Raw genomic sequence first — 19,814 nt, 5'->3', positions numbered from 1 at the left:
GATTAACTGACAGCTATATTTTGTTAGTTGAAACCTGAAGTCTCTCACGGATAAATATGTAACGCTTATTTAATATATAAATGATTTTAGTAGTATAGATGAAAACTTAAAGTTTGTAATGGTTCAAAAAAGATCCCTTCTCTATTTTGAGTTTGGTTGGAATGACCACTTCAGAGTTACATAATATTGCGGAATAGAAATCGGTATATTCTTGCAGATTATAGATTTTTCAACTTTCAAATGAATTAAAAAAAGTGATTCCATGAGCACCTTTCGTGAAGTGATAAACAAACAGGCGAAAATACATTTCGATTACATGGTGTCTGTAAGGCGCCACATTCATAAAAATCCTGAGGTGAGCTATAAAGAGTACGATACCACCGAGTTTATTTTGAATGAGCTGGAGCAGATGGGAATAGAAACTCACAGGCCGCTGGAAACCGGATGTGTGGGAATCATTGAAGGAAAACCTTCAGGCCGTGTGATTGCACTTCGGGCCGACATCGATGCGCTTGCAATGGAAGAAGTAGGTGAGGCAAAGCAGGAATTTAAATCTGAAAGGCCCGGTGCGGCTCATTGCTGCGGACATGATGCTCACACAGCCAATATGCTGGGTGCAGCTAAAATATTGATGGATTTGAAGGATCAGATCAGCGGAAAGATTGTACTGATTTTCCAGCCTGCTGAGGAGAAACTGCCCGGAGGCGGGCGTCTGCTGATGGAGACCGGATTTTTGCAGAAACAGGGAGTACAGGAAGTGTATGGGCTTCATATGAATCCCAATTACGAAGTGGGTAAAATTGCCGCCAAAACCGGACCGATGATGGCTCGCCCGGATGAAATTGAGATCGAAATTTATGGAAAGGGAGGTCATGCCGCATCTCCTCACGAAACGATCGACCCAATTGTGCTGGCCGCTCAAGTGATTACCCATTTTCAAACCATCGTGAGCCGAAATATCAATCCAACCGAGCCCGCTGTTGTAACCATTGGTAAAATTCAGGCGGGATCAACGTATAACGTCATACCGGAAAAAGCGGAGCTGATTGGGACAGTTCGAACATTCTCTCGGGAAACCGCCATGCTGATCAAAGAAAGAATGGAGGCGATTCTGAAAGGAGTGGTTGAGGGAGCCGGCGGAAGGTATGATTTTAGATTTAATGAAGGATACCCTGCAGTTGACAACAATGAAACATGCACGCAGAATATTATTGATTCCGCTAAAGAGTTGTTTGGTGAAGATCAATTGGTGGAACTTGAAAAACCGATCATGGGCGGTGAAGATTTTGCTTTCTATCAGCAAGAGTTTCCGGGAGCTTTCTACTTTTTGGGATCCCGAAGTGAAGAGGCGGATTCCGGCTGGAGCTGGCATCATCCAAAATACAATATCGATGAGCGGGCATTTTTGACCGGCGCCGCTTTAATGGCCAGATTAGCGTTGAAGGAGTGATTGGATGAAATTGGCATTCGATAATCCGTCCGGCGACTATTTTCATCTCTCCGAAACGCAGATTGTTGAGGGGTTGGAGGCATCACGGGAAAGTCCCAGAAAACGAATGATTTTGCCGATCCACCGTAAACAGAATGCAGAAGTGCAGAGGTTAATAAACTTTCTTCAACCCGGAACCTATATTCGTCCGCACCGCCATCCGATGCATCATGCAACGGAATCGATCGTGGTTTTAAAAGGCTCTATTCGGTTCTTTACTTTAGATGATAAAGGAAGTGTATTGACCGACAACTTGCTAAAGTCGAACCCTATTCCATCTGTTGTTGATATCGAACCGAATACCTGGCATACGTTTGTCGTGTTGGAAGAGGATACGATTTTGTTTGAGTGCAAAAAGGGACCCTACAACGCGGAAACGGATAAGGAGTTTGCAAGCTGGTCTGCTGACGAATCTGATCCAAGTGCTTTTGAACAACTAAGAAACCATCTGAATCTATGAAACGTGAATTTTCATTCTGGGAACGGGAAGAGTGGCTAAAATCGCCGGATCTGCTGGTGGTCGGTGCCGGTATTGTTGGAGCATCAGCGGCGCTTTTTTATAAAGAGAAGAATCCTGATCACGATGTAATTGTGGTGGACAAAGGATTTGCTCCGGAAGGGGCCAGTACGCGAAATGCGGGTTTTGCCTGTGTTGGATCTGTTTCTGAGCATCTGGCTGATTTGGAGATTGCGGGAGAAGAGACCGTAATGAACCGGATTGAACGGAGGTGGAACGGGCTAAAACGATTAAAATCCACGATGGGAGAGGAGGCGATCGGATACGAATCGGTTGGCGGACACGAGATTTTTACCGATGATCAGCTTTTTGAACAGTGTCGCAATAAGGTGAATTGGTTGAATCAAAAACTGGCAGAAAAAATTGGTGAAGCTGAAGTCTATTCGGTGAAAGAGTTTGAGGGCTATCCTGCCATTTTTAATCGGCTGGAAGGTGCAATCAACAGCGGGTTGCTGATGCGATCCCTTCATCAAAAACTGGCTGAAGCCGGTGTGAGAGTACTGTGGAATAGCAAGGTCTCTTCGGTAGAACCAAATCGAGTTGAATTTGAGGAAGGTGTTGTTTTAACACCAAAAAAAATATTATCGGCGGTAAATGGGTTTACATCAAACATAATAGACAAACCCATCCAGCCGGCGCGGGGATTTGTAATTGTAACCGAACCGATTGAAGATTTTAAATGGCGGGGCACCTTTCATCACGATCGCGGCTATGTCTATTTCCGGAATGTTGGCGACCGGCTGTTGCTTGGCGGGGCGCGAAATCTGGCTAAGGAAGAGGAGACAACTGATCAATTTGGGGTAAATCCGAAAATCAAAGAGTATCTATACGGATTTGCTAACGATGTTCTCAAGCTGCCCTCCAACTGGAAGGTTGATATCGAGTGGAGCGGAATCATGGGCATGACGGAAAACAAAGAGCCGATTCTGGAACAGGTTGAGTCGGGACTTTTTGTTGCTGCGGGTCTGAGCGGTATGGGAATCGCCGTTGGAATGGAAGTCGCCTCACAGGCGGTAAATCTGATAGAAAACGATTGAAAAGAGTTCCTCTCCTTTTTAAGGAGGGTTAGGGATTGTTAAAATTCGCCAAAGCGGTTAATTACTCTTCATTCAAAAACTTTTGGTAGAGCTCCAACAGTTCACTCATCATCATAGCTGTGGCACCCCAGAGCGGTACTCTGTGAATATCCCAGTAGGGAACTTCGAGCTCTCGGTTTTGAAGTTCCCAGACCTCTCGTTTAAGCAGCCGGTCACTTAAAAGTTGATCCATTTCTACGATGATAATCTCTTCAACTTCATTAGGGTTTCGAGTCAATACCGGCTTTTTATCCAAAAAACCAACAAATGGACTGATTCGGTTATGGCTTCTGTCGAGATAGAGCGGGCTGATGGAACCGGCTATATTAACCGTTTCAGGCTCTATTCCAATTTCCTCATGAGATTCTCTCAGGGCGGTTTCAATAGGTGTTTCATTCACTTCTGCCCGTCCTCCCGGGAAACTGATCTGTCCGGCGTGACGGATCGAGTTGGTTCGAAGAGTTAAAATGACGTTCAACTTCTGATTCTTTTCCGGAAAAAGAGGAACGAGCACACTGCTTGGGTGACCTTGATCATCATTAGGCTGCCGTTGAATTGGATCTCCATTCACTGGAAATGGACACATCTTTTTTTGAGCCTGCCACCCCGGAAGAGAGGATTCTGAAAAACGTTTTACGTATGAAAAAAAAGGGTGTGCAGACATTAAAATTTAATTCTTTTCTGAATACCAAAATACAGTGATGTATGCTCAAGTTCTACAAAATTGTTTAACATTAAATTCATAAAAAATTCATAAAACAGAATCGTTTTCAGTATTTGAAATATCTTCTAATACTATGATTTACAGATATTTAATGACGTAAAGCGTAGTATGCGATACTGTATCATCTATAGATTATTTACAATTTGATACAATGGTTATGCTTTGTTAATGTGGGAAGAACCGATTTACGGCAAGTCAGATAATTACTCATTGTCGATTAAATTTTTGCCTTAAGTCATTAACCAAAACCTATCGAATACTTATGAGAAGACAGTTAAAATGGACATTAGCGATTGCTGTTCTGCTGATCGGGATGATTGGCTACGGATGTAGCAATGTTACGGAAACCGATCTTAACGAACCGGAAGAGGAACTCCTTGAGGCCGGATCCATCATTGACGGAAGCTATATTGTGGTGATGAAACCGGATGAAAAAGAACTGGAGTCTAAAGGCAAAGTTTATATTGAAAACTTTCGCACATCATTGATGGCAGATGCAGGTATTGCAAATGATAGAGTAACATCAACCTACTCAAATGCGCTTTACGGATTCTCTGCAAATTTGGACGAAAACCAGCTTTCACTCCTGGAGAAGGATGATCGCGTTTCGTATGTAGAGGCTGATAAAGTTGTAACCCTCGCCCCACCTTGTGGAACTCCAAACGGAGGCCCTTGTGATGATGATCCCGATGATGGTGACGGAGACGACGGTGGTGATGATGGCGGTGATACCGAAGCGATTGTGCCTTGGGGAATTGACCGTGTTGGTGGAGCTGTTACATACTCCGGAAGTGCCGTTTCCTGGGTGATTGATACAGGAATTCAGCTGGACCATCCTGACCTGAACGTTGATTCGAACCGCGGATTCACCGCTTTTTCAAGTGGACCTGATGGAAAAGATGCTGGTGATAGAAATGGTCACGGAACGCACGTTGCAGGAACCATTGGTGGACAAAACGGTATTCTTGGCGTTGCTTCAGGTGTCGTTCAGGTGCCGGTAAAAGTACTTGACAGACGTGGAAGTGGGTCTATCTCCGGAGTGATTGCCGGTGTGGACTATGTTGCTGCAAACGCCTCTTCGGGTGATGTTGCGAATATGAGTCTGGGTGGCGGTACTTCACAGGCGTTGGATGACGCTGTTGTAAACGCAGCAAATCAGGGAGTTCTATTCTCTGTTGCAGCCGGTAACAGCAGTACGTGGGCCGAAGACTCTTCTCCGGCACGAGTTGAGCATCCAAATGTATGGACCATTGCTGCAACCGACTCAAACGACAATTTTGCGTCATTTTCGAACTATGGGCCACCTACCAGCCATGCTGCACCGGGTGTAGATGTTGAATCTACCTGGAATGATGGCGGATATAACACCATCAGTGGTACATCCATGGCCGCTCCGCATGTAGCGGGTATCTTATTGGTGAACAATGGAAGTGTAAACTCTGACGGTCAGTCATCTGCTGCACCCAATGGAGATAACTATCCGATTGCGTCACACAACTAAGAACTGACTAATCTCGACAGATTTGTGAAAAGCCCGGTTGTTTATTCAGCCGGGCTTTTTTATTCTCGCAGATTTACGCTGATTTTTTCGCAGAGGCTCGTGGAGTATTTCTGGAATCCAGTGTATCAAATAGCCCCAATTAATCACCAATTTTGTAAACCGACATCAAAATTCTTCGGGACAAAATTCAATGGTACTGCGGTTCTTTAATATTGGCACACTCAGCGAAACTCCGCGGTTCATCTGCGCCTCTCTGCGAGAACCTATTTGTAACCTTATTTTTGAATTCTAAGACGGGGTATAAAACGCGGAACGTTCTTTTGATACTGAACATAGCTCTCACCAAACCGCTTGATTAAATTCTTCTCTTCAAAATAGGAGCCGATCCAAAAGTAGAGTCCAAAAATAATGATTGAGTAAAGTAGGTTAGAAGTCATGATAGGAGAACAAATCAAGACCAGCATGGCGAAGGTATACATCGGGTGACGCATGTAGCGATAAAGTCCGGACGTGACCAGTTTACCACGTCGCGGTTCATCAAGGTATTTTGGTAGCTGGCCTTCCCGAAGGTTTAACAGAATCTGTTTGATGCCCAGAAATACCATTCCATTCTGAGCAAAGATCGATTTCAAAAATAAATAGACAAAGAAAAGCTGTAGTGTAAGAAACAGGAAAAAGAGAAGTCCGCTCAGTTGATAAAGGATTTGGTCTTGAGGAAGTGTGATCCACCAAAAAGCGATGAGTAGTATGGATATTAAATTATAGAGAACCCGGTACCATACTTTAAATTTTGGTGATAATTCGAAGAGTTTTGTTTTAAAAGCATGAGATGCAGTTATGCTGTGCATCAATGCGAATGCCAGAAAGATGGCAGTTGGAATTACATAGTCTGAAAAAAAGTCCGGCATGCGGTTAGTTAATATCGGATTTAAAATTAATCGGTGTTCAACTCAACAAAAGGGTAATGAATTTGCTATTTTCCATGCTTTAAAATGAAGAATTAATCAGAATTAAAGAAAAACTCTATGTCTCTTCTTGTTGTCGGCTCTGTAGCGTACGACGGTATTGAAACCCCATTCGGAAAAACAGATAGAATCCTTGGCGGATCAGCCACCTATATCTCACTTGCAGCATCTTACTTCGCAAACCAGATCAACCTGGTTGGGGTTGTTGGAAAAGATTTTGCCGATGATGATATCGAACTCCTGAAGAGTAAGGGAGTGGATCTTGAGGGGCTTCAAGTTGACAAAAGTGGAAATACTTTCTTTTGGAAAGGAAAGTACCACTACGACCTGAATAATCGTGATACACTGGATACACAGCTGAATGTTTTTGAGCACTTCGATCCAATCATTCCCGATGTATATAAAGATTCTAAATATGTAGCACTTGGCAATATCGAGCCGAGTCTGCAGGGGAAAGTTCTGGATCAGGTAAGCAAGCCCGACTTTGTAGTGATGGATACCATGAATTTCTGGATTGAAGGTACTCCGGATGCGCTGAAAGAGACGCTCAAGCATGTTGACTTACTTGTGATTAACGATTCAGAAGCACGTGAACTCGCAGGCGAACCAAACTTAATTAAAGCAGCCGATAAAGTTCGTGAGATGGGACCCGGATCACTCATCATCAAGAAAGGGGAACACGGAGCGCTTCTTTTTGCAGGCGATGAGATTTTCTCTGCACCCGCATATCCAGTGATCGATATATTTGATCCAACCGGTGCCGGAGATACGTTTATGGGTGGTCTTCTCGGTTGGCTCTCGTATACGGATGACTTGACACCTAACAACATGCGAAAAGCTGTAATTTTCGGATCTGTGATGGCCAGCTTTTGCGTGGAGAAATTTGGTCCTGAACGGTTAAAGGATCTCACAGAGAAAGAGATTTACGATCGCTACCGGGAGTTCAGGTCATTAAGTGAAATACCGGAAATTGAATAAGAAAATAGTCTTATGAAAAAGCCGGACACAATTTTTCTTGCCTCAGCTAATGCGCACAAAATTGAGGAGCTGGAGCAGGTGTTATCTCCGCTTGGAATAGATCTCAAATCTACACTCGACTATCCGGAAGCGGAAGAGGTAGAAGAAGATCAACCCGACCTGCAGGGCAATGCTTTAAAGAAGGCGCAGTTTTGGTATAATAAAACAGGTCTTCCATCGATTTCGGATGATACGGGTTTGGAAGTAGATGCCTTGGATGGAGCCCCGGGAGTTTTCTCTGCCCGTTACGCGGGTGATAATCCTACCTACAACGATAATGTGAATAAGCTCCTGACTGAGTTGAAGGGGCAATCAGATCGCTCAGCCCAGTTTCGAACGGTCATTGCTTTTGTTGATGGCGAAAATGAATACTTTTTTGAAGGTATTTGCAGGGGACGGATTATCGATGAGAAAAGAGGAGATAAAGGATTTGGCTACGATCCGGTGTTTGTTCCTGAAGGATATGAAGAGACTTTTGCAGAACTCAATTCAGAAGAGAAAAACAAAATCAGTCACCGGGGGAGGGCCGTCCAAAAGTTCATCGAGTTTCTGCAAAAATAGACGGTTCACCGCGGAGTTGCGATTAATTGCCACGGAATCACGGAACTGCACGAAAGCTTAGAAAATAACTCTTTTTATATCAATTTTCATTTTGCCAAAGTTGAGTATCAATCCTACTTTGCAATCGGAGCACTTTAAGTAGTTAATGGTTTGAGCCATATCTTCAGGTGGAATTCCATCTTTAGCTTTCACCTCTAATATCACTTGTTCAAATACCACAAAGTCTGCATAAAACTTATGTGGCAGAACCTTTCCTTTATAAGCTATTTCATACATTTTTTCTCTTTCAAATTGAATTCCTCTGACATTGAATTCATGTACTAAAGCGTCTTTGTAGACAATTTCTAAAAAACCAGACCCAAGTTGTTTATGTACTTCTACTCCACACTGGATAATTTTTTCAGTCAGATCCCATAATGGAAAATAACGGTCTTTAATTTGGTTATTCATGGTTGATCGTGGTATTTAGAGGTAGTTTTACTGTTCAGTTGTATGACACAAAACTTTAAATCTCATTACAAAACTTCACGTTGTACGAAAAGTTAGGTCGTAACTGTTCTGTGAACTTCCGAGACTCCGTGGCGATAACTCTGCGGTGAAATCTTTTTGAATCCATTCCTTAAATTCCTTTCTTTTACAGGTTCATAAAACAAACGGATTCATGGGATTTACTCTGCTCGACGGCGTTATTATTGTTCTTTACCTGGTGGCGGTTGCCGTTTTCGGTATCTGGTCGGCCGGTACGCAAAAATCGTCTACCGACTACTTTCTTGGCGGACGTGAAATGCCGTGGTGGGCCATTCTTTTCTCCGTCGTCGCCACCGAAACCAGCACTCTGACCTTTATCAGTATTCCGGCCGTAGCTTACGGGGGGAATTTATTATTCTTGCAGCTCACACTCGGTTACATTCTCGGGCGGATCATCGTGGCCATTTGGTTTCTGCCGGCCTACGTAAAAGGTGAAATGACCACCGCCTATCAGTTTCTGGAGAAGCGATTTGGTTCCGGAATGCGAAAAGCAGCCAGTTCCACCTTTATCGTGACCCGACTTCTTGCCGACGGTGTCCGTCTTTTTGCCACGGCCATTCCACTGGCAATTATTTTTCGTTTTGCCGGTGTGTTTGATGCCTGGGGAGATGGAGCCATTTATCTACTGGCCATCTCCGTGATTGCCTTTATAACATTGATCTACACCTTCCTTGGTGGGATCAAAGCGGTAATCTGGATGGACGTTGTGCAGATGGTAGTATACATTGGCGGAGCGCTATTCGCGCTTATACTGATGCTCGGAAAAATCGATACGAGTTTCATGGAGTCTCTCTCCATTTTGAGCAGCGAAGGGAAATTGACGCTCTTTAACTTCGGCGGCGGACTCTCAATCCAGGAGTTCCTGGCTGATCCCTACGTATTCTGGGTCGCCGTATTTGGCGGAGCAGTCTTTTCCATTGCTTCACACGGTACCGATCAATTGATTGTCCAGCGTTTATTGGCAACAGGAGATCTGAGATCCAGCCAGAAAGCGCTGATCTGGAGTGGCTTTGTAGCAGCAGCACAATTCGCCTTTTTTCTTTTGATTGGGTTGATGCTCTACATATTCTACAGCGGCGCAGGATTAGGTGAACTTGGCCTTAGAACCACAGATGAGATCTTTGCAAAATTCATTGTAGATCACATGCCGGTAGGTGTTGCGGGTCTGATTATTGCATCACTGTTTGCAGCCGCCATGAGTAGCCTCAGCTCTTCGCTGAATGCTTTGGCATCATCTACTACTTATGACATCATCAAGCCACTGTACGGTCAGGAATGGGATCAGGAGCAGGAGCTGTGGATTTCCCGTCTCACTACCATCGCGTGGGGTATCATTCTGACAGGCTCGGCCTTTCTGTTTACCTGGCTTCAGCTTTCCGGGGATGAACAGCCGGCCATCGTAGAACTTGGGTTGGGAATTGCATCCTACACCTATGGCGGGTTGTTGGGTATCTTTATGTTAGGAAGACTATTTAACAAGCCCGATAAAACGGATGCTATGATTGGATTTTTTACCGGGCTGATATCACTGCTCTTTATGGTTGAGGGTGCACTTCAGCAGTTCCTTCCGGGTGAGCCGCTAACCATCGCCTGGCCGCTCTACACACTGGTTGGCGGAGTGATTGTGATTGCTGTAGCCAACGCATCCTTCTACTTGAGAAAGTGGGTTCGTAATTAAGGTAAATCCGATATTTGGTAAGGGGAAATAGTGGTTTAAATTTTTCTTGTAAGTAACAAATTCGAGAAATTATTAGGGCTAATTTAAACCTCCCCTAAATCCCCTCCTTAAAAAAGAGGGGACTTTTTGATCACCTAATTTTAAGATTTTATGACTAACTCTTATTAAGCAGGAAAGCACCTTTCTTATATCTCAAGTCGCACGTCTCAAATCTAAAATCTAAGATAACGAGATATACTTTACATTTTTCACACCATCTAGATCGTGAATGAGATTGATCTCCTGCTGGCTAAGCTGTTTGTCTATAATAACGGCTGTAATGGCGTTTGTCCCCTTGCCTGCCCGTCCAAGACTTAGCGCGCCAATGTTGATGTCACGTTCTGATAGTGCGCTGGCAACTGCCGCTAGCATACCCGGTTTATCTTGGTTCTGGTACATCAGGATATCGCCCTCGAGACGAAGTTCTATACCATAGCCGTCAATCTCAACAATTCGGTAGTCGTTCGGTCCAAAAACAGCCGCAGATATCTTTTTGTATGGAGCTTCATCACTCAGCTGAATGGTAACCAAGTCTTTATACATCTTATCATTGCTGCTGGTTGTTTCACGAATATTCATGCCTCGCTCTTCAGCAAAGTGGCGAGCATTGATAAGATTTACAGATTCGTCTACAAATTGGGAAAGCATTCCTTTCAAAATACCATCCGTTAACACGTCGGCATACTTCGAACAGTCGCCCGTATACTCGAAAGAGAAACTGTTGGTATTATCCGGCATAATCTGACCTGTAACTTTGCCAAGTTTCTCAGCAAGTTCAACATACGGCTGGACTTCCTTATTGGTAAGAAGAGAGATGGATTTTCCGTTCAGGCTGCCTTTGTAGTTTTTGCTTTCCAATGCATCTGAAATCTGTTCAGCGATCTGAACAGCCACTTTCTCCTGGGCTTCTTCAGTGGAAGCTCCAAGGTGTGGAGTACAAATGATGGCAGGATTTTTAAGGACTTCGTAAAGTTCGGGAGTAGGTGGTTCAGAGGTGTAAACATCTAGTGCCACACCTGTAACGACTCCTTTTTCAATCAAAGGAAGAAGATCGTCTTCTTTGTAAATTCCACCGCGGGCACAGTTCACAAGGCGGATTCCCTCTTTTATTTTATCCGCATTTTCTAAAGAAACCATTCCTTTGGTCTTCTCCGTTAACGGTGTGTGCACGGTTAGGTAGTCGCAAGTGGCCAGAAGTTCGTCCAATTCAAGCAATTCCACATTGATGGATCCGGCGTGCTCTTTTGTGGTAAAGGGATCGTATGCAAAAACCTCCATACCAAAAGCTTTCATTCTTAAAGCAACCTCAGAGCCAATTTTTCCAAGTCCTACAATGCCAAGTTTTTTCCCGTGCACTTCAGTTCCCATAAAACTCTTACGGTCCCATCCATTGTTTTTAACCCGGCTCACGGCCTCAGGAATATTTCTGGAAAGGGCGAGAATCATCCCGCAAGTATGTTCTGCCGTAGAAATTGTATTTCCATCCGGAGTATTCATCACCAGTACACCTTTCGCAGTTGCAGCCGGTATGTCGATATTGTCTACTCCAACTCCGGCGCGACCAATTACTTTCAGGTTTTTGGCGTGATCCAAAAGCTCTTTTGTAATGGTTGTGCCGCTTCTCAGAACAACTGCATCATACTTACCAATCGTCTCTTTTAATTCGCTATCCGATAGTTTTCCGGGAGTAGTTGTCTCAATTCCCCGCTCTTTAAAGACTGTTGCACACGAGGGATCTACATTGTCCAGTAGTAATACTTGATATGGCATAAATTTAATTATTATACTTGATCAGATTCATATTCCATGAATTCTGTAATTAGTGATTGAATTTCCTTCACCCCTTTACCGGTATCGGCTGAACACGGGATGACGGGCACTTCTATATTCATTTCGGACAATACTTCACGAACCTTTTTCTCCGATTGAGCCAATTTATTGGTCGAAAGTTTATCCGATTTAGTGAGAAGAACAGCAAACGGTTTCTGTTTACTCGCCATCCAGTAGAAAAACTCCTGATCCAGCCCTGTAGGATTGTGCCGGCTGTCGACCAGGTGAAGTATGAGTCGGAGTGTATTTCTTTGGAGCAAATACTGTTTGATGTCTTTTCCCCACCGATCTCGTTCTTTTTTGGGAACTTTCGCAAAGCCGAATCCGGGAAGGTCTACCAGGTAGAACTCTTCGTCAATCAGATAATAGTTCATCTGCTGGGTTTTTCCGGGGGTATTACTGGTCCGTGCCAGCCTTTTTTTATTGGTGATCTTATTAATCAGGGAAGATTTACCGACATTGGATCGCCCGGCAAAGCAGAATTCGGGAATTGACTCTTCGGGACACTCTCTGATGGATGGGGCACTGGTAATGAAAGTTGCTTTCTTGAATGCCATTAAACAATTTCGTTTTCTTCTTTTTCTACGCCAAAATCGACCGGTACAGGGTATTTTCCTGTAAAGCATGCTGTACAGTAATCGAGCGGAGAATCATTCGCTTCTTTAACGGCTGCAACCAATCCGTCTGCAGAGAGATATCTCAAACTATCTACACCAATCTCTTTTGCAATAGCTTCAACATCCCGGTCAAATTTGTTGGCAATCAGCTCTTCAGGGCTAGGAAAATCCATCCCGTAAAAACAGGGATGAGTGATGGGAGGAGAACTTACCAGAAAATGTATTTCCAGAGGATTTGCATCCCGGATCATGTCTACTAAATATCGGGATGTGGTACCGCGAACAATGGAATCATCCACAATAATCACTGGACGCCCCTCAATAACACCTTTTACCGTGTTGAATTTTGTACGGACTTTCTGCTCTCTTGATTTCTGTCCAGGAGAGATAAACGTTCTTCCTACGTAGTGATTTCGAATCAGGCCGATGTCATATTTACAATCGAAGCCTGCTTTTTGATTTTCGTGAGCATATCCGATGGCTGCCGTATTACTTGAATCCGGTACAGATATCACGATAGGTCTTCGATCTTCAGTAGAAGATTTTACCACTTCGTTCAACGGGTGTTCCTTGGCAAGCTGCTTCCCGAGATTCCGACGAATTTTATCGACCATTTCCCCAAAAATTTTACTGTCGGGTCGGGAGAAATAGACATATTCAAAAATACACTGACTGCTATTTGTGCCGGCTTTCGGTTCAAGTCGTAACGATTTGGGCTCTTGCTTATCAGATGCTTCCCGGTCAATAATTACTACCTCCCCGGGTTCTACATCCCTGATATATTTGGCACCAATGATATCAAATGCACAGGTTTCACTGGCTACAGTATAGGATCCGTCAATCATACCAAGAGCAAGCGGCCGGAAACCGTTTGGATCGCGCACCGCAATCAGTTTGTCGTCCGTTAAAATCACCAAACAGTAAGCTCCCTCAATCTGGCTGAGTGCATCCATAATCTGATCCATCTGATTCTCCTCACGGCTGTGGGAAATCAAATGGAGAATGAGTTCAGTATCGGATGTGCTCTGAAACAGAACGCCTTCATCCCGGAATCGTTCTCGAAGAGTACGGGCATTGGATAGATTACCATTATGTCCAATAGCCAGGTTTCCATTTCGGTAGTGAACCCGGAATGGCTGGATATTAGCCGGATTTTTGGAAGAACCGGAGGTTGAATATCGGTTGTGACCGATAGCAGAGCGTCCTTTCAGTTCGTTTTCAAAGATTTTGGGGTCATCATAAACGGAGAGTACCAGTCCGAAATCTTTGTGCATCGGCATGGAGTGCCGGTTTTTCTTTTCATCAAAATAGGTGGTTACAATTCCGGCTGACTCTTGTCCGCGATGTTGCAGAGCGTGAAGGCCGTAGTAGGAGAGGAGGGCAGCATCATCATGGTCGTAAATACCAAAAATGCCGCAGTAGTCATGAGGTTTATCGATCATGCCTGGGGTTGATAATCAAGGGGGTTAACATGAATTTAAAAGATAGGCAAAAGAGCTGTAAATGTCAGAGTCAATTGTTGTAGGTGATGATGTTTAACAATGCAATATCGGTATACGATTCTTCAAACATATTCGTATTATTGTCTTATGGATAAACTATCTGTTATAAAATGGAGCAAAATTGGGGTTCGAGTCATTTTAGGTGGCCTTCTACTATTTGCTGGCTATCTGAAAGTTCAGGATAATACCGCACTCTTCGAGTCAGTCGCCTACATCTCATGGCTTCCACTTTTTATGAAGTCAACGGTTATTGATCTGCTGCCATGGGTAGAGATTATTGTTGGCGGACTGCTGATCTTTAATGTATTTGGGAAAATTATTAAACCGGCTGCGCTTTTGATCTATCTGAGCTTCTTTATTTTCGCAATTTATGGACTGGGAGCGGGAATAGAAGGGGATTGCGGCTGTTTTGGTGATCCGGATGACGCGTCACTTATCGGTGCACTTCTTGGCAGTGAATTTGGCTGGAAAATGGTAATTCGAAACGGAATTTTTCTTCTGATGGCCGGACTCCTCATCGTGCCTAATCGAGTTTTAAATAAGGATTCCGCCGAGTAGGTAAATCTTATTTCGTTTCAGATCCCGGAGTTGAAGATGTGTAACCTTTATAATATCTGTTCTTTGAATTGCTAAATATGATATACGTATAGAACATTTCTCTCGAACTAGACCACAAATAAAAAAAGTTCAAAACTTTCAACTTTGTACTTATAAAAATAGCGGGTAATATCAGTACAAAACTTTAACCGGCTTTTGTGCTGAAATGAAAAAAAGCTCTCTGAATTAAATCAGAGAGCTTTTCGATGAGCGGGAAATCCCGATAGATTCGGGACGCCTCCCAACCTTGGTCCCGAGGGTTCGGGATGCTCTAACACTGAGCTATTCTGGAAACTCATTCTTATTTGAAGCAATTAATTTTTTGATAAATATTTGGCTTTTCTGCCTCTTGATGAAGTTTTCGAACTTGATTGCGTCAGATTTACTGTCAAATGATTTAAAGAATACAAGTTCCCAGGGTATACCTGATTTTGTTGAAGGGGTCATTCCATTATTGTGTCGGTTTAATCTATCCTGAGGAGTAGAAGATGTGTAACCTGTATAATATCTGTTCTTCGATTTGCTAAATATGATATACGTATAGAACATTTCTCTCGAACTGGATCGCAAACAAAATAAGCTTAAAACTTTCTATTTTAAACTTATAAAAAGACCGGAAAATCTCAGCAGTAATAATAAACAAAGCAGTAGAGTTGAAAGGCTGAAATAAAAAAAGCCCTCTGAAATAAATCAGAGAGCTTTTCCATGAGCGGGAAACGAGATTTGAACTCGCGACCCCAACCTTGGCAAGGTTGTGCTCTACCACTGAGCTATTCCCGCTGGTGTTTGGTATATAATATTCAGTAAATCAAAAGGTTTCGCAACCCCACCTTGGTCCCGAAGTCTCGGGATGCTCTACCACTGAGCTATTCCCGCTTTTTCAAGAGTAGTAAATATACGAGTGTCGAAGGGTTCTTTTCAAGACTATTTTCGGATTTTCTTTAAAACTTTTTCCGATTGAATATTTGCATGGATAAAATCATCAGACGGAATTACCGGTTTATCTCTGTATCGATCCACAATGCAGAGGAATCCCAAGGTCTCACCTCTGTCTGCCTGAAACTGGTGAATGGTCTCCGGAGCGATGTAGATTACATCGTGTGTGTGAATTTCTGAAATTTGATTGTCCAAGATGACTGAGCCGGATCCCTTCAGAACGACTACACTGTGTGGATGCCTGTGCATTTCAAGCGATGAGTATCCATCAGGCTCAATTTCGAAATAGCGTGTATGTGTATTCAATTCCGGGGTCGAATCATCCAAAAGAGAAAAGCGGGAGATGTTCTTAAAATTTGAACCCTCTGTTTTGTACTTTTTCTGTTCTATACCACTCCATCCCGTCTCTGTGGATTTTATAATTTTGGAGTTATTCTTCATGAATTCTAAGAGCCTGTTGAAATTTTTGAGTCGCGATTCTCAGTCCTTCCGGATGTTTATATAAACTCCCACCAATCAAAAAGATTATATCATCACCATATTGCTCTACTAAACCGGGGATGGTATTTAGTTTTACGCCGCCACCGGGTGCGGAGAATGCAGGTTTTATTGATTTGATCGGAGTTTGGCAAGAACGGTTAATCGCCTTGCAAGTTTCTGTTGAAAATGAGAAACGTCCATCTGCATTCGGATAGATAATGGCGTCTGCTCCAAATGCACGGATCAGTTTACCAAAGTAAAATACAGGGTCAATTCCGCTTTGATTAACCAGATATGATCCTGAGAATGTGGGATGAGCCATAATGGGGACATCACCCAGTTTGCTCAGTTCATGTATGGTTTCCAGTCCCACAAGTTGTGGTGCTGCCAATACACCGTCAACTCCGAGACGAACAGCTTTTTTATATTGGGCAATTATTTGGGTAGGTGCGGTAGTTATGTTCGGAAAGTAGAGTGTTTTTTTTCCGGAAATCTGCTCGCCCTTTCGAATGGCTTCCAAACATTTTTTTACTCTGTCTTCAAACGGTGCAGATTTTTGATTAGTCAATCCATGATCATCTTTGATGATATCAATTCCGCCTTGAGTAAATTGAAATGCCATCTCTGCCAGTTCCACAGCAGACGAACCAATCGGTTTAATAACGGCACAGCTCAGGGCACGCTTTTGTACTTTTACAAGCTGTCTGATTCCCTTGATTCCAAAATAGGGCCCGTTGAGCAATCCGCTAATGTAATTTGAGTCTGCATCAATAAGTTTACACCAGGGCTGAAGGGATATATTTCCAAAAAGGACGTTGATGAACTGGGTAGGATCTCCATCAACCAGGTGGGTGTTGAAGTGTATGGTTACATTCCAGTAGTGATCATCAACTTGCCAGTAGTGATCATCAACTTGTTCGAGGTTTTGAACCTCTGCGATGTTATGTATGGATGATGCCGGTACTACATCGGGTGGCATCTCCACGGACTGTTCAATACTGATTTGCGTAGCTTTAAACTGAGCATCATCCGGGTCAGATGCCTCAATTTGATACTGAACCCAAAATGTATTCTGTCCACTCATGATCCATCATCCTAAACTATCGAACAATGGTTTCGGTTCGTTTTGGTCCGGTTGATATGATAGTGAAGTCAACTCCGATAAACTCTTCAATGAATTGGATATAGGTTTTGGCATTTTCAGGCAGATCATCAAAAGAGGAGATATTCCGGGTGCTTGTTTCCCATCCCGGAAATGATTTGTAAACCGGTTTCAGGCGCTCAACCTCTGCAGTGTCGGACGGAAAATGATCGATCTGACTGCCATCCAGTTCGTAATGAGTACAAACCTTAATGGATTCAAAATCATCCAGTACATCCAACTTGGTAAGTGCCAGTTCGTTCATGCCATTTAAACGGACAGCGTATTTTAAAGCAACTAAATCCAACCACCCGCATCGTCTAGGCCGTCCGGTAGTAGCGCCAAATTCCTGACCGTTTTTACGTAGCTTTTCACCTGATTCGTTATCCAGTTCAGTAGGGAAGGGTCCGTTTCCTACTCTCGTACAGTACGCTTTTGTAATGCCCAAAGAGTGCGTAATGGCCAACGGAGGAATTCCACTTCCGGTACAGGCTCCACCGGCTGTTGGGGAAGATGACGTAACATAGGGATAAGTACCGTGATCGACGTCGAGGAGACTTCCCTGAGCTCCTTCAAGCAAGATAGGCTCTTTAGCCTCGATCGCTTCGTGGAGTATTTGAGTAGTATTGCAAATGTAGTTTTTAATCGTCTCAATTGCCGGTTTCAGCTGATTGATCATCTCATCAGCATCCAGTTCAGGCTCGCTGTACACATGCTTGAGGGCGTCGTTAATATCTGCGAGGTTTTTCCGGATTTTATCTTCCAACTCTGTTTGATTGAGAAGGTCACCCATTCGAATGCCAATCCTGGAAACTTTACTAACGTATGCCGGACCGATTCCTCGACCGGTAGTACCGATTGCGTCACTTCCCCGGCTTTTCTCTTTAACCTGATCCAGAACTTTGTGATAGGGAAGAATGACGTGCGCAGAGCTGCTGATGTAGAGCCGTTCTTTGAGATCAATATCAACTAACTCCTCAACTTCTTTGATCTCTTCAACCAGTGCAATGGGATCAATAACTACACCATTTCCTATGATGCACTTGGAATCGCCGTTGAACATTCCGGAAGGAATGAGGTGAAGAACGATTGTTTTATCGTCAAATTTTAGAGTATGTCCTGCATTCGCTCCTCCCTGATAACGTACAACGTAATCAGATTCAGCACTAAGCAGATCTACTATTTTACCTTTTCCTTCGTCGCCCCATTGGGCACCAATTATGATTCTTACAGCCATATATCCCAAAAAAAAGGAGGTGCTGTATACACCTCCTTATCAAGTTAGTTAAAGTGAATACGTTTATTTGTCTTCGAACGAAGCAACGGCTTCGTCTACAGAGCGAAAATGCTTAAAAACGGTAATAAGTTTAGTAACCATAAGCAGGCTCTCAATTTTATCCGATGCATTTGCAATTCGGAGATCTCCGCCGGCTTTTCTTAAAGTAGTGAGTCCGCCAATTAGCATTCCCAACCCGGAAGAGTTCATGAATTTTACCTTGCTAAGATTAACCACAACGTTTTTCTTGTCCTGGTCAATCAGCTCATGGAGTTTGTCATTCAAGTTGACAGCATCCGGGCCGCCCATGACATTACCCTTTAATTCTATAATTACGCAATTATAGCGTTCAGAAACATTAAAGCTCATATGTATTACCGTTTATTTGTTAGTTAACAATCCTAAGAATTTGCCTTTGCATTCATGGCTCGTTTCTGAAGCTCTACAACGAGCGAACTAGCAACAAATAGAGAACTGTATGTCCCTAATATTACACCCAGAACAAGTGCAAATGCGAAACCTTTCAGTACCTCTCCTCCGAAGATAAACAGCACAGTTACTACAAACAAGGTAGTAAGCGAAGTGATTACCGTACGGCTCAAGGTATCATTCAGGCTTTTGTTGATCATTTCTTTAAAAGCCATCGTTTTGTATATAATAGAATTTTCTCGGATACGATCAAATACTACCACGGTATCGTTAAGTGAGTAACCTACAATGGTTAGGAACGCAGCAATGATAGACTGATCAATACTCATATCAAATGGCGCAATTTTTGCCATAATGGTGAATATCCCCAAAACGATCAGTACATCATGTGCCAAAGCTGCAATTGCCCCGGCCGAGAAGTACCAGCCTTTAAAGCGGATGAAAATATAGATAAATACAACTGCCAGCGCGAATATAATGGAGTAGAGAGCACCCATCCGAAGATCTTCCGCGAACCGGGGTCCTACAAGATCTGTTTTCTCTACGGTGATAGTAGCATCAGGATAAAGTTCACTAAACGTGTTTAGTATTACATCCCGAACTACGGTGATATCCTGTTCAGCATCAGTACGAAGGAGGATTTCGCTTTCTGAGCCAAACAGCTTGATTTCCGGTGCAATACCGGTACCCAGCGGTTCAGTCAGCTCTGTGCGAAGCTCTACAACGTCTACGGGGCGATCGAATTCAAAAACGAACTCTTTACCGCCTCGAAAGTCAATACCATAATTGAGTCCCAATCCGAAAATTGCCACAATAGAGACAACAATTAATGTTCCTGAGATTGCATAAGCAATTTTTTGTGCTCGAATAAAATCGAAACTTGGTGTTTCAAACCATCTCATAATGTTTAC

20 protein-coding genes and 1 tRNA gene are annotated in these 19,814 nt (G+C 43.3%); 8 read left to right on the top strand and 13 right to left on the bottom strand.

What is annotated here, in order from left to right:
* Nucleotides 1-262: 262 nt before the first annotated feature.
* Genes CWD77_RS10440 through CWD77_RS10430 form a run of 3 tightly spaced genes read left to right on the top strand, consistent with a single transcriptional unit; the run spans nucleotide 263 to nucleotide 3,043 of the window.
* Entirely contained in the window at nucleotides 263-1,450 is a 1,188-nt protein-coding gene (locus CWD77_RS10440; protein WP_101073523.1) for a M20 metallopeptidase family protein, read from the top strand.
* A gap of 4 nt (nucleotides 1,451-1,454) precedes the next feature.
* Nucleotides 1,455-1,949: a WbuC family cupin fold metalloprotein gene (locus tag CWD77_RS10435; protein ID WP_101073522.1), complete on the top strand. Its 495-nt coding sequence runs from the start codon at nucleotides 1,455-1,457 to the stop codon at nucleotides 1,947-1,949.
* Nucleotides 1,946-3,043: an NAD(P)/FAD-dependent oxidoreductase gene (locus CWD77_RS10430; protein ID WP_101073521.1), complete on the top strand. Its 1,098-nt coding sequence runs from the start codon at nucleotides 1,946-1,948 to the stop codon at nucleotides 3,041-3,043. The genes CWD77_RS10435 and CWD77_RS10430 overlap by 4 nt, the downstream gene beginning before the upstream one ends.
* A 61-nt stretch (nucleotides 3,044-3,104) precedes the next feature.
* Here the strand turns inward: CWD77_RS10430 and CWD77_RS10425 are convergent, their stop codons facing one another.
* Nucleotides 3,105-3,746: an NUDIX hydrolase gene (locus tag CWD77_RS10425; RefSeq protein ID WP_240596767.1), complete on the bottom strand. Its 642-nt coding sequence runs from the start codon at nucleotides 3,744-3,746 to the stop codon at nucleotides 3,105-3,107.
* Between the two features lie 322 nt (nucleotides 3,747-4,068).
* On the opposite strand from CWD77_RS10425, the gene CWD77_RS10420 reads away from it, so the two are divergent.
* On the top strand, nucleotides 4,069-5,307 hold the full coding sequence (locus tag CWD77_RS10420; protein ID WP_101073520.1) for a S8 family peptidase: 1,239 nt from the start codon (nucleotides 4,069-4,071) through the stop codon (nucleotides 5,305-5,307).
* Nucleotides 5,308-5,582: 275 nt separating this feature from the next.
* Here CWD77_RS10420 and CWD77_RS10415 read toward each other — a convergent pair whose 3' ends face one another.
* Complete coding sequence (locus CWD77_RS10415; RefSeq protein ID WP_101073519.1) at nucleotides 5,583-6,215, bottom strand: methyltransferase family protein; 633 nt, start codon at nucleotides 6,213-6,215, stop codon at nucleotides 5,583-5,585.
* Between the two features lie 117 nt (nucleotides 6,216-6,332).
* On the opposite strand from CWD77_RS10415, the gene CWD77_RS10410 reads away from it, so the two are divergent.
* The gene (locus CWD77_RS10410) at nucleotides 6,333-7,250 is read left to right on the top strand and encodes a PfkB family carbohydrate kinase (RefSeq protein ID WP_101073518.1); all 918 of its coding nucleotides are present in this window, start codon (nucleotides 6,333-6,335) and stop codon (nucleotides 7,248-7,250) included.
* A 12-nt stretch (nucleotides 7,251-7,262) separates the two neighbouring features.
* Nucleotides 7,263-7,850 carry an RdgB/HAM1 family non-canonical purine NTP pyrophosphatase gene (gene rdgB / locus CWD77_RS10405; protein ID WP_101073517.1) on the top strand — a complete coding sequence of 196 codons (588 nt, stop codon included), beginning with the start codon at nucleotides 7,263-7,265 and terminating at the stop codon, nucleotides 7,848-7,850.
* 57 nt (nucleotides 7,851-7,907) lie between these two features.
* Here rdgB and CWD77_RS10400 read toward each other — a convergent pair whose 3' ends face one another.
* Nucleotides 7,908-8,300: a GxxExxY protein gene (locus CWD77_RS10400; RefSeq protein ID WP_101073516.1), complete on the bottom strand. Its 393-nt coding sequence runs from the start codon at nucleotides 8,298-8,300 to the stop codon at nucleotides 7,908-7,910.
* A 211-nt stretch (nucleotides 8,301-8,511) separates the two neighbouring features.
* Here CWD77_RS10400 and CWD77_RS10395 point away from each other — a divergent pair, with 211 nt between their 5' ends.
* Entirely contained in the window at nucleotides 8,512-10,056 is a 1,545-nt protein-coding gene (locus CWD77_RS10395) for a sodium:solute symporter (protein WP_101073515.1), read from the top strand.
* A 219-nt stretch (nucleotides 10,057-10,275) separates the two neighbouring features.
* On the opposite strand, the gene serA is transcribed toward CWD77_RS10395, so the two are convergent.
* From serA to purF, 3 genes are read right to left on the bottom strand one after another with little or no spacing between them, the layout of a single operon-like run.
* A complete protein-coding gene (serA, locus tag CWD77_RS10390; protein ID WP_101073514.1) occupies nucleotides 10,276-11,865 on the bottom strand; it encodes a phosphoglycerate dehydrogenase in 1,590 nt (529 codons plus the stop codon).
* Between the two features lie 11 nt (nucleotides 11,866-11,876).
* The gene (gene yihA, locus CWD77_RS10385) at nucleotides 11,877-12,482 is read right to left on the bottom strand and encodes a ribosome biogenesis GTP-binding protein YihA/YsxC (protein ID WP_101073513.1); all 606 of its coding nucleotides are present in this window, start codon (nucleotides 12,480-12,482) and stop codon (nucleotides 11,877-11,879) included.
* Nucleotides 12,482-13,984, bottom strand: a complete 1,503-nt coding sequence (purF, locus tag CWD77_RS10380; protein WP_101073512.1) for an amidophosphoribosyltransferase — start codon at nucleotides 13,982-13,984, stop codon at nucleotides 12,482-12,484. The genes yihA and purF overlap by 1 nt, the downstream gene beginning before the upstream one ends.
* A 147-nt stretch (nucleotides 13,985-14,131) precedes the next feature.
* On the opposite strand from purF, the gene CWD77_RS10375 reads away from it, so the two are divergent.
* Complete coding sequence (locus CWD77_RS10375) at nucleotides 14,132-14,602, top strand: MauE/DoxX family redox-associated membrane protein (RefSeq protein WP_101073511.1); 471 nt, start codon at nucleotides 14,132-14,134, stop codon at nucleotides 14,600-14,602.
* Between the two features lie 321 nt (nucleotides 14,603-14,923).
* On the opposite strand, the gene CWD77_RS15805 is transcribed toward CWD77_RS10375, so the two are convergent.
* The 7 genes from CWD77_RS15805 to secF form a co-directional block, all read right to left on the bottom strand.
* Nucleotides 14,924-15,190 carry a GIY-YIG nuclease family protein gene (locus CWD77_RS15805; protein WP_101073510.1) on the bottom strand — a complete coding sequence of 89 codons (267 nt, stop codon included), beginning with the start codon at nucleotides 15,188-15,190 and terminating at the stop codon, nucleotides 14,924-14,926.
* A 159-nt stretch (nucleotides 15,191-15,349) separates the two neighbouring features.
* Nucleotides 15,350-15,421: transfer RNA gene (locus CWD77_RS10365), tRNA-Gly, on the bottom strand.
* A gap of 144 nt (nucleotides 15,422-15,565) precedes the next feature.
* Nucleotides 15,566-16,018 carry a cupin domain-containing protein gene (locus tag CWD77_RS10360; protein WP_101073509.1) on the bottom strand — a complete coding sequence of 151 codons (453 nt, stop codon included), beginning with the start codon at nucleotides 16,016-16,018 and terminating at the stop codon, nucleotides 15,566-15,568.
* A complete protein-coding gene (locus tag CWD77_RS10355; RefSeq protein WP_101073508.1) occupies nucleotides 16,008-17,141 on the bottom strand; it encodes a RuBisCO large subunit C-terminal-like domain-containing protein in 1,134 nt (377 codons plus the stop codon). Before CWD77_RS10355 ends, CWD77_RS10360 begins: the two co-directional genes overlap by 11 nt.
* A 16-nt stretch (nucleotides 17,142-17,157) precedes the next feature.
* Nucleotides 17,158-18,435, bottom strand: coding sequence for an adenylosuccinate synthase (locus CWD77_RS10350; RefSeq protein ID WP_101073507.1), 1,278 nt, complete (start codon nucleotides 18,433-18,435; stop codon nucleotides 17,158-17,160).
* A gap of 63 nt (nucleotides 18,436-18,498) precedes the next feature.
* On the bottom strand, nucleotides 18,499-18,843 hold the full coding sequence (locus tag CWD77_RS10345; RefSeq protein WP_101073506.1) for an STAS domain-containing protein: 345 nt from the start codon (nucleotides 18,841-18,843) through the stop codon (nucleotides 18,499-18,501).
* A gap of 32 nt (nucleotides 18,844-18,875) precedes the next feature.
* On the bottom strand, nucleotides 18,876-19,805 hold the full coding sequence (secF, locus tag CWD77_RS10340; protein WP_101073505.1) for a protein translocase subunit SecF: 930 nt from the start codon (nucleotides 19,803-19,805) through the stop codon (nucleotides 18,876-18,878).
* Nucleotides 19,806-19,814 lie beyond the last annotated feature (9 nt).

Origin of the sequence: Rhodohalobacter barkolensis (genome assembly GCF_002834295.1) — a bacterium.
Taxonomy (GTDB): domain Bacteria; phylum Bacteroidota; class Rhodothermia; order Balneolales; family Balneolaceae; genus Rhodohalobacter; species Rhodohalobacter barkolensis.
This window is presented reverse-complemented; position numbering and strand designations above follow the sequence as displayed.